The sequence below is a fragment of the Streptomyces sp. CGMCC 4.7035 genome, from assembly GCF_031583065.1.
Lineage (GTDB): Bacteria > Actinomycetota > Actinomycetes > Streptomycetales > Streptomycetaceae > Streptomyces > Streptomyces yaanensis.
Window position 1 is genome coordinate 4,976,609 of the sequence record NZ_CP134053.1, and the last position, 12,010, is coordinate 4,988,618.

General features: G+C 69.4%; 8 protein-coding genes and 3 pseudogenes. 10 read left to right on the forward strand and 1 reads right to left on the reverse strand.

What is annotated here, in order from left to right:
* Nucleotides 1–48: 48 nt before the first annotated feature.
* Nucleotides 49–1,443 (forward strand): annotated as a pseudogene (locus Q2K21_RS21580) (IS1380 family transposase).
* Between the two features lie 156 nt (nucleotides 1,444–1,599).
* Here Q2K21_RS21580 and Q2K21_RS21585 read toward each other — a convergent pair.
* A complete protein-coding gene (locus tag Q2K21_RS21585; protein ID WP_310773483.1) occupies nucleotides 1,600–2,322 on the reverse strand; it encodes a DJ-1/PfpI family protein in 723 nt (240 codons plus the stop codon).
* 177 nt (nucleotides 2,323–2,499) lie between these two features.
* On the opposite strand from Q2K21_RS21585, the pseudogene Q2K21_RS36035 reads away from it, so the two are divergent.
* The 9 genes and pseudogenes from Q2K21_RS36035 (at nucleotide 2,500) to Q2K21_RS21630 (ending at nucleotide 11,993) form a co-directional block, all read left to right on the forward strand.
* Nucleotides 2,500–3,450 (forward strand): annotated as a pseudogene (locus Q2K21_RS36035) (GlxA family transcriptional regulator).
* Between the two features lie 446 nt (nucleotides 3,451–3,896).
* Nucleotides 3,897–4,691 (forward strand): annotated as a pseudogene (locus Q2K21_RS36040) (histidine kinase dimerization/phosphoacceptor domain-containing protein); the annotation flags it as partial.
* Nucleotides 4,692–5,193: 502 nt separating this feature from the next.
* Entirely contained in the window at nucleotides 5,194–5,892 is a 699-nt protein-coding gene (locus tag Q2K21_RS21600; RefSeq protein ID WP_310773490.1) for a response regulator transcription factor, read from the forward strand.
* 544 nt (nucleotides 5,893–6,436) lie between these two features.
* Nucleotides 6,437–7,981 (forward strand): alpha/beta fold hydrolase, encoded by a 1,545-nt coding sequence (locus Q2K21_RS21605; protein WP_310773493.1) that lies wholly within the window; start codon nucleotides 6,437–6,439, stop codon nucleotides 7,979–7,981.
* A 426-nt stretch (nucleotides 7,982–8,407) separates the two neighbouring features.
* A complete protein-coding gene (locus tag Q2K21_RS21610) occupies nucleotides 8,408–8,980 on the forward strand; it encodes a helix-turn-helix domain-containing protein (protein ID WP_310773495.1) in 573 nt (190 codons plus the stop codon).
* A complete protein-coding gene (locus Q2K21_RS21615) occupies nucleotides 8,977–9,420 on the forward strand; it encodes a transposase (RefSeq protein WP_310773499.1) in 444 nt (147 codons plus the stop codon). Before Q2K21_RS21610 ends, Q2K21_RS21615 begins: the two co-directional genes overlap by 4 nt.
* A gap of 157 nt (nucleotides 9,421–9,577) precedes the next feature.
* Entirely contained in the window at nucleotides 9,578–10,720 is a 1,143-nt protein-coding gene (locus tag Q2K21_RS21620) for a sensor histidine kinase (RefSeq protein WP_310773501.1), read from the forward strand.
* A complete protein-coding gene (locus Q2K21_RS21625; protein WP_310773504.1) occupies nucleotides 10,717–11,391 on the forward strand; it encodes a response regulator transcription factor in 675 nt (224 codons plus the stop codon). Before Q2K21_RS21620 ends, Q2K21_RS21625 begins: the two co-directional genes overlap by 4 nt.
* Before the next feature lie 185 nt (nucleotides 11,392–11,576).
* Nucleotides 11,577–11,993 (forward strand): hypothetical protein, encoded by a 417-nt coding sequence (locus tag Q2K21_RS21630; protein WP_310773506.1) that lies wholly within the window; start codon nucleotides 11,577–11,579, stop codon nucleotides 11,991–11,993.
* Nucleotides 11,994–12,010 lie beyond the last annotated feature (17 nt).

A 12,010-nucleotide genomic window follows, 5' to 3' on the forward strand; every position in this document is an offset into this window, starting at 1 on the left:
GAGGCTTGTCTAAGGTCTCCGTCGTTCCAGCAGGAAGGCACTTTCTGTGTGCACACTACTGCCTCGCGCGCCAAGCTCGTCGTCTCGTCCGACGGGCGCTGGGTGGTCAACCACGCCGGGTCTCGTCTGCTGGCCGATCTCGCCGATGCCACCGGCCTGACCGCGTCCGACGCGCTGCGTCGGCTGCGGCCACGCGGCACCGGGCACGCCCCGGGCAGGATCGTGGTGGATCTGGTGGTGATGCTCGCCGACGACGACAAGGCCATCACGGACCTGGCTCTACTACGCGATCAGCCCGAGGTGTTCGGTCCGGTGGCCTCCACTGCGACCGCCTGGCGGCTGCTGGCCGGCATCGATCCTGCCGCCCTCGCGGCACTGCGGGCGGCCCGCGCCGCTGCCCGCGAAGTCGCCTGGATGCAGGCCACCGACACCGGCCCTGGGATACCCGCGGCCCACGCGGGCGGACGCGACCTTGCGAGCCTGGTCCTGGACATCGACGCCACACTCGTCACCTGCCACTCCGAAAAGGAGCAGGCGGCGGCCACCTAAAAACGCGGCTTCGGCTACCACCCGCTGCTGTGCTTCCTGGACAACACTGGAGAAGCCCTGGCCGGGGTTCTGCGGCCGGGCAGCGCCGGAGCCAACACCGCCGCCGACCACATCGCCGTCCTCGAGCAGGCCCTGCCCCAGATCCCCGACGCCCACCGCCACGGCACTCCCATCCTCATCCGCGCCGACAGCGCCGGAGGCGCCAAGGCATTCCTGACCCACCTGCGCCACTTGCGCTCGCGCGGCATCCACACGTTCTTCTCGGTCGGTCACCCCGTCACCGATCCGGTCCGCCGCGCCATCCGCGCCCTGCCCGAACACGTCTGGCATCCCGCGCTGGAACAGGACGGCTCACTGTGCACCGGCGCGGAGGTCGCCGAGCTGTCCGGCCTTGTGGACTGGACGGCTACCCCGACGGCACACGGATCCTCGTGCGGCGTGAGCGCCCGCATCCCGGCGCCCAACTGTCCCTGTTCGACCTCGACGAGGGCATGCGCCACCAGGTCATCCTCACCGACACCCCGTACGGCGAAGGCTCACTGCGACACCTGGAAGTACGCCACCGCGCCCATGCCCGCGTCGAGGACCGCATCCGCTGCGGCAAGACCACCGGCTTCGGCCGCGTCCCCTCCCGCCACTTCGCCATCAACACCGCCTGGCTGGAGTTGTCCCTGACCGCCCTCGACCTGCTCGCCTGGATGCGCACTCTGCTACTGGAAGGCGAACCGGCCACCCGAGCCGAAGAAGCTCCGCTACCGACTGCTGCACGCAGCCGCCCGCATCACCCGCGGCGGCCGCCGCCTGCACCCGCGGATCTCCGCAACCTGGCCCTGGCGAAACGAGCTGACCAGCGCATTCACCCGCCTCACGACCCTGCCACGGCCGGCCACCTGAACCACGGCACCGCCCCTGCCCACCCACGACCCGAGGAACCCTGGAGAACCCGACCCGCGCGTCGGGCCCCAGCCATGCCCGACCAGCCGCCGACAGCCCGAGCCACCGCTTCACCGCGATCCGACCAGCTCAGCCGAGCGAAGCGAAAGAGGGAGGTTAGGAGGTCAGGCGCTTGAGGAGTGCGGGATGGTCGGCGAGGGCCTGGTGAAGACTCTTCTGGAGGCGGGGGGTGTACTGGCCGGGGTCGGCGGCCTCCCAGTCGATCGGGCCGAAGGGGGGCTCGGGGTCGTACTCGATGAACAGCTGGACCTTGCGTGCGGTGTCCGGGCCGGCGAGTTCGCCGACCAGGTGGAGTGCCATGTCGATGCCTGCCGACACTCCGGCGGCGGTGACGACGTTCCCGTCCTTGACCCAGCGCTCGTTCACGGGGATCGCCCCGAACTTGGCGAGCAGGCTGCGGTACATCCAGTGCGTGTTGGCCCGGCGTCCTTCCAAGAGACCGGCGGCGGCGAGTAGCAGGGAGCCGGTGCATACGGAGCCGACGATCTTCGACCGTGCGGCCGTGGTGCGCAGCTTCTCCAGCAGCTTCTCGTCGGCCATCGCGGCGACGGTGGGGTTCGTGCCGCCGGGCACGATGAGCGCGTACGGGTCGGGCATGGTCTCGAAGGTGTGGCTGGGGACCAGGGACAGCGGGGTGTCGGTGGCCATCGGTTCGATCTGCTCGCCGACCACGACCGTGTCGTAACCGGGGGCGTGCCGGGAAAGCACGCTGAAGACCTGCAGCGGGCCGACGATGTCGAGCGGGGTGAGGCCCGGGTACTGGACGAAGGCGATGGTCTTCACAGGGGTTTCGTGCTGGGGGGCTGAGGATCCGGTCATGGGGGATGCTCCTGGTAGCTGGGCCGACCTAATGGGGCGGTAGAACTGCACTACCACTGTGTGTGGTGTTGCGGACGAGGACGAGAGCAACGGGACCGCGGCGTCCGAATTCCTGCGATATCTGTCTTTCAGACCAGCCGGGTACAGTCGGAAGGCATGAGGACAACAGGCCGCCGCATGGTCATCGCGGCGTACGACGACGCCGAGCTCCTCGAGATCAGCTGCGTGACCAGCGTCCTCGACACGGCGAACCGGCAGGGCGCGAGCCCGCCCTACGAGGCCCGTCTGGCCACGCCCGAGGGCCGTCCGGTGCACTGCGCTTCCGGGCTGGTGCTGGCGAGTCAGGCGGCCCTGGAGAAGATCCGAGGGCCGGCGGACAGCCTGATCATCGTAGGCGGGCGCGGTCACCGGGCCGCCGCTGGCAACGCCCGGCTCGTCGAACACGTGCGGCGCCTGGCGAAGGTCAGCCGACGGGTGGCGTCGGTTTGCACGGGGGCAAGTGTGCTGGCGGAGGCGGGGCTGCTGGACGGGCGGCGGGCGACCACCCACTGGTCCATCGCCGGCGAACTGGCCGCCCGTCACCCGGAGATCGAGGTGGATCCCGCCCCGCTGTAAATCCGCGACGGCCGGATCAGCACGGCCGCCGGCGTCACGAGCGCACTCGACCTCACCCTCGCGTTCGTCGAGGAGGACCACGGGCCGGCGCTGGCCCGCTCGGTCGCCCGCATGATGGTGGCCTACCTCCAGCGTCCCGGAAACCAGGCACAGATCAGCATGTTCGTCGCGGCACCCGCGCCCGGGCACCGCACCGTCCAGCAGGTCGTCGAGCACATCACCGCCGCGCTGGACCATGACCTGGGCGTACCCGCGCTCGCCGAGCGAGCCGGAGTGAGCGAGCGCCACCTGACAAGGCTCTTCCTCGACCACCTCGGGCAAACGCCCGCTCGCTTCGTCCGTACCGCGCGCACCGAGGCGGCATCCCAACTCCTGGTCAGCACGGAGCTGCCGCTCTCCGCCATTGCCCGGCGGTGCGGCTTCCGCTCCACCGAGACCCTGCGGCAGGCGTTCCTGGACCGGTACGGCACGACACCCAGCCAGCACCGGGCCATCCACGGCAGCACATCCTGACCCTGTGCCACTCGAAAAGTCCTCGCTGCATGTCACGCGGCGTATCTGTACTCCGTTGATGAGGCCGCCGAGGATCCGAGTGTGCAGCAGCTTGTGGGCGTCGGCATTTGAAGGCAGTGGCCTGTTCCCGGGCAGTGGGTGTAGCTGGTTGCGCGCCTGGTCAGGCCGCGGCGTCGACGACGGCGGGCATTGCGTCTGCAAGCGTCGTCACCGACGGGTGGGCACTCGCCGTCTCCGCGGATCCCCCGAGCGAGCTACCCGGCTGTCCTCTCCCGGGGGACGCGGCCCCCGCCACAGGACGCTAGGCTCACCGTGCAAGACCGTCCGGCCCGCGGTGCCGTGTGGTGCGGATACCGAACGGGTCGTACCGAAAGAGCAGGCGGGCCGCGGACCACGGCCCGGTCCTGGTGCCGCTCAGGGCGGGACCTACAGGATCGCGGATGATGATGACGGAAGACCCAGCAGCGCGTGAACCATCGGGTTCGGCATCCCCTGCGTCAACGGCGCGTGGGCAGGACAGGGGCCTATCCGCACGCGTGAACCCGGTGGCCGCCGCGGCCGCCCGGCTCCGCGTGCTGTCGCGGTGGTGGGGATCGCGCTCTGCTGCCACCAGGGACTGTGGGGTCGCGCTTGTCTTCACGGTGCTGTCGTTCGCGGCGCCGCTGTCGCGGTTCGGGGTGCAGTTCGGCGACCTTCCCACCCATGGCGTCTCGGTCGCGAGTGTGCTGCTGTCCCTGGGGCAGACCCTGCCGCTCGCGGTGCGCACCCGGTGGCCGGCTGCCTGCCTCGCGGTGGTGGGGGCTTCGTTCGCGGTGTACGAGTGCCTGGGCTACCCGCCGAGCTTCGGCAGTCTGGGGCTGTACGTCGCGCTGTACTCCGCGGGTGTCCACCAGGACCGCCTTCGGCGGGTCGTACCGCTGGCGGCGACGGGCGGGTACGTGGTCTTCGGCGTCGTCCTGCACGTGCTGGGCTCGCCCGAGGGCCTGACCGACTACGTGCTCTATTACATGGTCCTGGCGGTGGTGTGGGGCCTGGGTGTCCAGGTACGTGGGCGGCGGGCGCAGGAGGCCGAGCGACGGCGCCTGTCCGCGCAGATGGCCATCGCGGCGGAACGCAGCCGTCTGGCTGGGGAGTTGCACGACGTGGTGACCCACCATGTGACCGCGATGGTGGTGCAGGCAGGTGCTGCGCAGTACCTGACCGAGTCGCCGGACCGCCTCCACGAGGCCCTCGAAGCCATCAGCGGCACCGGCCGCCGCGCGCTGGCCGAGCTGCGGTTCCTGCTCGGGGTGCTGGAGGCGACCGGTGATGCGGCGCCCCGGGAGCGGACGCCGGTGCCGGGCCGGGTGCCTGATCTGGTGGAGCAGACACGAGCGAGCGGCCAGCCGATCGAGTTGGTCGAGGACGGAGAGCAGCCGGCCATGGCCACAGGTGCCCAGCTCACGGCGTATCGCGTCGTGCAGGAATCCCTGACGAACGCCGTGAAGTACGCCGCGGGCCGGCGGACGCTGGTGCGGCTCGCGCACACCCCCGACTGGACGGACATCGAGGTCACTACCGCCGGGACGGCCGACGGCGCTCCCGCGTCCACCGCCCCGCTGGGCGGCGGCCCGCACGTCTCGGGCGGCCGGGGCCTGACCGGGCTGCGGGAACGGGTGGAAATGCTGGGGGCGAGTTCGCGGCTGGGCCCAGCCCGGAAGGCGGGTTCCGCGTGCACGCACGCATTCCCGCGGGAGGTGCCGCGTGAGTGTTCCGCCCCCTGCGATCAGGGTGCTGGTCTGCGAAGACCAGGCCCTCGTGCGTGCCGGCTTCGTCACGATCCTCTCCGCCCAGCCCGACATGGAGGTCGTGGGCGAGGCCGTGGACGGCCGGGAGGCGATCCGGATCGCGCAGGAGCTGAAGCCGGACGTCGTCGTCATGGACATCCGTATGCCCCTGCTCGACGGAATCGAGGCCACCCGCCGCCTGGCGGGGCCCGACTCCGCCAGCCCCGCCAGGATCCTCGTCGTGACGACCTTCAACGTCGACGAGTACGTGTACGAGGCCCTGCGCGCAGGCGCCAGCGGCTTCCTGCTGAAGGACGCCCCGCCGCCCGAACTGATCAACGCCGTACACGTCGTCGCCCGCGGCGAGTCCCTCCTGGCCCCCGCCGTCACCCGCACCCTGATCGGCCGCTTCGCCGAACGCGTACGCCCCTCCGCCGCCCCCGCGTCCCCCGAGCGCGAGCGCCTGAAGGTCCTCACCCCCCGCGAGCACGAGGTCCTGCTCCTCATCAGCGAGGGCCTGTCGAACGCCGAGATCGCCACCGAGCTGGTCATCAGCCACGAGACCGTGAAGACCTACGTCTCCCGCATCCTCACCAAACTGGACCTCCGCGACCGCGTCCAGGCGGTGGTCCTGGCGTACCGGGCGGGGTTGGCGGGGGACGGCGACCGAGCCTGACGGCCCTGTGCCCCCGGCCGGGGCCGGAAAACGCGGCCACGGCCGCGTCCCCTCCCCGACCGACCACCCCGCCGAGGCGGTATCCGGACCATGGACCGGCTCGCCCGATCGGCATGCTCCCCACCCTACGTGGCTCTCTGGTCCACCAGGACCGGACCACCCGCGTCGTTCCGGCCACCCGCGGAATGTCGGCACGAAGCAGGATGCCCGACAGCACTGTCCGGTTGTTCGGACGCTTGCACCTCGGGTGATCCGTGCGGCGCGGCAAGCCGGCAGCACGGCTCGATCCGCGCCGACAGCTCATCCGATACGCCCCACGGCGGCCGCTCCGTTCTCAGGGTCGCCCAGGATCCCCCGAGCGAGCTACCTGATGTGTCCTCTCTGCGGTGACGCGCGCCACCGGTGGTCTCTTGTTGACTCGAATCGTCAACACAACGGCCGCACCAGGCCGGCCGACCAGCGAGCAGCTAAGGACAACGCCATGACGACGACACGCAGTTCCGCGAAGCACGGTTTCCCCAGAGGCCGCCGAATCGCCGCAACTGTGTTGGTTTCCACGCTGGCAGGAACCGCACTGGCCGCGTGTGGTGCCGACGCCAAGGGCGCGCAACCGGCCAATGTCTCCGGCAAGAGCGCCGGCCAGACTGCGGGCGCCGCCGAGATCACCTGGGGCAAGTGCCCGGCACTGGCCGAGGGACAAACCCGTGACCCCCACCTGGCCTGCGGGACGTTGGAGGTGCCCTTGGACTACCAGAACCCGGGCGGCACGAAGATCGACGTGGCGGTCTCCCGGCTGTCCACCGCCAAACCCGGGAAACGACGTGGCGTCCTGCTGCTGAATCCCGGTGGGCCGGCCCTGGGCGGTCTCGACACGCCCGAAACCATGGCGCCCACGCTGCCGAAGTCCGTGCTGGAGCGCTACGACCTGATCGGCTTCGACCCGCGCGGCGTCGAACACAGCACCCCGCAGAGCTGCGGTCTCAAGGACCCCACCGTGACCGGGCTCTTCCCCTATCCCGCCGCGGACGGCTCGATCACCAAGAACCTGGCCCTCGCCAAAGCCGACGCCAAACAGTGCGCCGACACCGTCGGCAAGAACCTGCGGTACTACAACACCGCCAACACCGCCCGCGACATGGACCGCATCCGCCAGGCACTCGGTGAGCAGAAGATCTCCTACTGGGGCCAGTCCTACGGCACCTACCTCGGCGCCGTCTACCGCTCCCTCTTCCAGAACCACACCGACCGCATGATCCTGGAAGGCAACGTCGACCCCACCAAGGTCTGGGCCAACCAAGTCGCGGACACCTGGGGCAAGGGCATGGCCGACCGGTTCCCCGACGCCGCCCGCGTCGCCGCGGCCAAGGACAGCACCCTCAAGCTGGGTACGAACGTCGCGCAGGTGACCCACACCTACCTCACCCTCGCCGACCGGCTCGACCGCACGCCCGCAGCGATTCCCGGCGCATCGGCGTCGCTGGACGGAGCGCTGCTGCGGAACATGACCTACGCCCTGCTCCTGCACAACAACACCCTTCCCGTGCTCACCAACTTCTGGAAAGCCGCCGACGACCTGACCCACGGCAGCACCACGGCCGCCGACGCCGCGGTTCTCAAGGAGGTGTTCGCCGACACACCGACGTCCCCGGGCATCCCCGCGGACAACCAGGCCACCATGTTCATGGCTCTCACCTGCGGCGACGCCGAATGGCCGCACGACGTCGACGGCTACGCCGCCCGCACCGCCGCCGACCGCGAGAAGTGGCCGCTCACCGCGGGCATGCCCGCCAACATCTGGGCATGCGCCTACTGGGACAAGCCGGCTGAGGCGACGGTCAAGGTGGTGCCCGGCGGCCCGCGCAACACCCTGATCCTCCAGAACCGCCGGGACAACGCCACCACGTGGGAAAGCGGCGTCGGACTGCACAAGGCCCTCGGTGACGGCTCCGCCTTCGTCGGCGTCGACAACGGCGGGCACTACGTCTACAACGAAGGCTCCGCCTGCGCCGACAAGGCCACCGTCGGCCTGCTGACCACCGGCCACCTGCCGGACAAGGACGTCTACTGCACCGATGTCACCCAGAAGTAACCCGCCGGAGCGCGGTGTTTGCCTGTCCGGCTGACGGCCAGAGGGGATACGCGAGAGTCGACATGGGGCATCGTGGGCGTGAACTCCTCCAGCGTCGGCACTGCTGCTTGGCGATCGCGGTCTGGATGATCACGATCTGTTCAGGCCGTCTTGGCGGCGAAGGGGCCGCCGGGGAATCCTCCGAGATGTGCGGCCCGAACAGCACGGCCTGCGGCACCGCGGCGGCGTCTGGTCCAGCAGGAAGGACCCGGCGAGCTGTCCCTCGTCCGGGTCTTCGGTTCCTCGGCCCCTTCTCGGCGAGGCTCCCGAGCCGGCTTCTAGTGCTGGATTCCTCATTACCTGGGTATATGTGCTGGTGGCGGGGTGGTTCGGGTGCTCGGGGGCGGGTGCTGGACGGTGGTGTTACGGGCACGGCCGAGCCGTGACATGAGCGAGGAACGAGTCGTGCTTCGGCTGTCGCGAGCACGTAAGGCGCCGCGCGATCTGGCGGTGCGGGCTCGGATGGTCGAGTTGAGCTGGTCGGGACAGCGAGTACCGGCGATCGCGGACGAGTTGCGAAGCAGTCCCAAGACAGTCCGCCGCTGGTTGCACCGCTTCAACCGCTCGGGCCTGGACGGGCTGGAAGACCTGGGGGGACAGGGCCGCAAGCGGCGGATCACCGAGGCGGAACGCTCCCAGATCATCGGCCTGGTCAAACGGCCGGCACCGGGTCGGCTGACCGTGCAGGCCGACGGGGAGCTGGCCGCGGCGGACGAGGCCGGGCCGCCGGAGTGGACCCTCGATGCACTGGCGGCTGAGGCCGGGCGGCTGGGCATCGAGATCGGCCGCAGTCAGGTCCGCCGGATCCTGCTGGCCGAGGGGGTGCGCTGGCGTCGCACCCGATCCTGGACCCGCTCGAAGGACGCGGACTTCGAGGGAAAAGGACAAGGATCATCGAGCTCTACACCTGCCCGCCCGAAGGCGCAACGGTCGTCTGCGCCGACGAACTCGGACCGGTGATCCCACGCTCCTTCCCGCCGGCGCCGGGCTGGTCGCTGGACGGCCACCGCATCAAATCCGAGGTCGACTACGGTCGCGGGCCGGAGAAGACCTGGGTTTACGGCGCTCCGCGGGTCAGGGACGGACACGAGGTCACGATGACTGCTTCCTCCCGTAACAGTGCCTTCTACCAGCAGTTTCTTCAGAAGGTCGAGGCAGCCAATCCCACCGGGGACATCTACGTCGTCACCGACAACCTGTCCTCGCACAACAGCCTGTCCACCCGGACCTGGCTGGAAGACCACCCCCGAATCCGGCACGTCTTCATCCCGTCGGAGCCTGCTGGCTCAACCTTCAGGAAGGCTGGTGGCGCATCTTTCGCAAGGCTGCCCTCGCCGGCCAGTCGTTCGCCGGGCCACCCGAGATCGATCAAGCAACCCGCCTGGCAACATCCCAGCTGAACGCTCGAGCCCGGCCCTGGGTATGGGGAAGACCCGCACCACCAACCCGGTTACTGCGGCACCGGTATGTGTACTCCGTTTGAGGAATCCAGCACTAGGCTTGGCTGCCATGTTGCGCCGCTTGATGGCTCTGCCACGGATACACACCGTCTACGACGTGTCGATCGCGGTGTTGGTGGCCCTGGTGACCTCGCGCTACGACGAATCGTACGACGTGCTCACAGGTTGCACGATGGCCCTGGCCCTGCTGTTCCGGCGCCATCGGCCGATGCTGGTGATGTGCGTGGTCTCGGGACTTGCGCTGATCCAGTACGTGGTGACAAATAACTTGGCCGCGTACGACATGGCGCTGCTCGTCGCGATGGTTTCCGTGGTCGCCCACACCCGGACGATGTGGCATGCCTACGCTGCCGGTGCGGGCGTGGTGCTGGGCGTGATGGCGCTTTTCGGCGGGATGCTTCCGTTCGGCAGGGCGGCGACCGAGAGTTTGAGCGACATCGTCGCGTTCGGTGGTGTCTGTGCGGCCGTATGGCTGACCGCCATGGTGCTGCGGACGCGTCGGCTGTACGTGGCCAGCCTGGAGGCCCGAGCCGCCACGGCTGAACGGGAGCGTGAGCACCTGGTGCGGCTCGCGGCCGCCGAGGAACGCGCCGAGATCGCCCGGGAGTTGCACGATGTGGTCGCCCACAGCCTGGCGGTGATGATTCTGCAGGCCGACGGTGCCGGATACGTCCTCAAGACGGATCCCGACAAGGCTGGTTCCGCGTTGCAGGCGATCGGCGACACCGGGCGTGACGCGCTGGCGGACATGCATCGGATCGTGCGGGTGCTGCGTGGCGGCCGCGCCTCAGGCCAGGGCGAGGCGCCGGATGCGGATGCCGACCGCCGCCGGGTCTCGCTGGACGATCTGGAGACCGTGGCCGAACGGGCCCGCACCGCCGGGCTGAAGGTAACGTTGACGGTCGAAGGCGAACGGGACGGGCTGTCGACGGCGGATGAACTGACCGTGTTGCGGATCGTCCAGGAGAGCCTGACCAACGTGCTGCGGCATGCCGGTCCCGGCGCGGACGTCACGATCACGCTGCGGTTCGACAAGGACGTGGTGCTGATCGGCGTGGTCGACGACGGCGCCGGCAAGCTGGCCGGCTCCGTGCCCGCGTCGGAAAGGGTCAGCGGTGGGAACGGTCTCGTAGGCATGCGCGAGCGCGTGGAGGTGTCCGGCGGCAGTTTCACCGCCGGACCGCGCCTGGGCACGGGTTGGCAGGTCGCTGCGGAGCTGCCGGTAAGGACGACGGGATGAATGAGATGAGCGGGCCGATCCGTGTCGTCGTGGTGGACGACCAGCCACTGATCCGGGCGGGATTCGCCATGGTGCTGGCCGCGCAGAGTGACATCGAGGTCGTGGGCGAGGCGGAGAACGGCGCGGACGCCCTGAGGCTGCTGGCAGCCACCAAGGCCGATGTCGTCATCATGGACATCCGCATGCCCGTCATGGACGGGGTCGAGGCGACGCGCCGATTGACCGGACTCCCGGAAGCCCCCCGGGTGCTGGTGCTCACCACCTTCGACACCGATGAGGACGCCTTCGCCGCACTGCAGGCGGGAGCGAGTGGCTTCCTGCTGAAGAACACCCCACCGCAGGAAGTCGTGACGGCGATCCGTGTCGTGGCGGGCGGCGAGTCCGTCGTGGCCCCGCGCATCACCCGCCAGCTCCTGGACCGGTTCGCGGGCAAGCTGGACCCTTCGCCCCGCCACGACGCACGGCTGGACCTGTTGACCACGCGCGAACGGGACGTGCTCGGGCTGATAGCCGAGGGCCTCTCCAACAGTGAGATCGCCGCTCGCCTGTTCATCGCCGAGGCGACCGTGAAGACCCACTTCGGAAAGATCCTCACCAAGCTGGACCTGCGCGACCGCGTGCAGGCCGTCATCTTCGCCTACGACGTGGGCCTCGTCAGCCCCGCGAGCTGAGTCCTCGGCGGGACCGGGACTACGACTGCAGTCGCAGTCCCGCCCTCCCCTCCCGGTCGCAGCTCCGCGGCGCGGAGATCAGGCGCTGAACCGATGTGCCGGGCCGCCCATTTCCCGAGAATTAACCGTGTTGATCGACGAACGGTCGACAAACAACATCGGAAGTAACTTTCTCGGAGGCTGTGATGACTGCTGTTGCCCGCCCGCGCAAGACCAAGGCAATTGTTTTCGGCGCTGTCGCGCTGGCGTTTTCCGCGGTGATCGTGACCGCGGCCGGGTACTGGTGGCACGAGCACAACAGGCCCAGCCAGGCGTCCAAGGCCGACTGCGTACTGGCGCAGCAGCTCGTCGACTCCACGCGGCAAATCCCCAGCGACAAGGCAGCCGTTGATAAGTGGGAGAAGAGTGCGCAGCAGCGCAGGTATCAGCTCAAGGACGGATACCTCGGCGCCAGCATCTCGAATTACGAAGGGCTTGCGGCCCAGAACGCGAGGGGCGAGGGCGCGCCCTCGGTCAAGGAAGTGCGGCATCTTCAGGACCAGGCCAGCGGCCACTGCGTAGACGCCAACGTCAAGCTTTCGTTCCCTTCGATTTCCTCCTGACACTCTGCGTAAAGGGA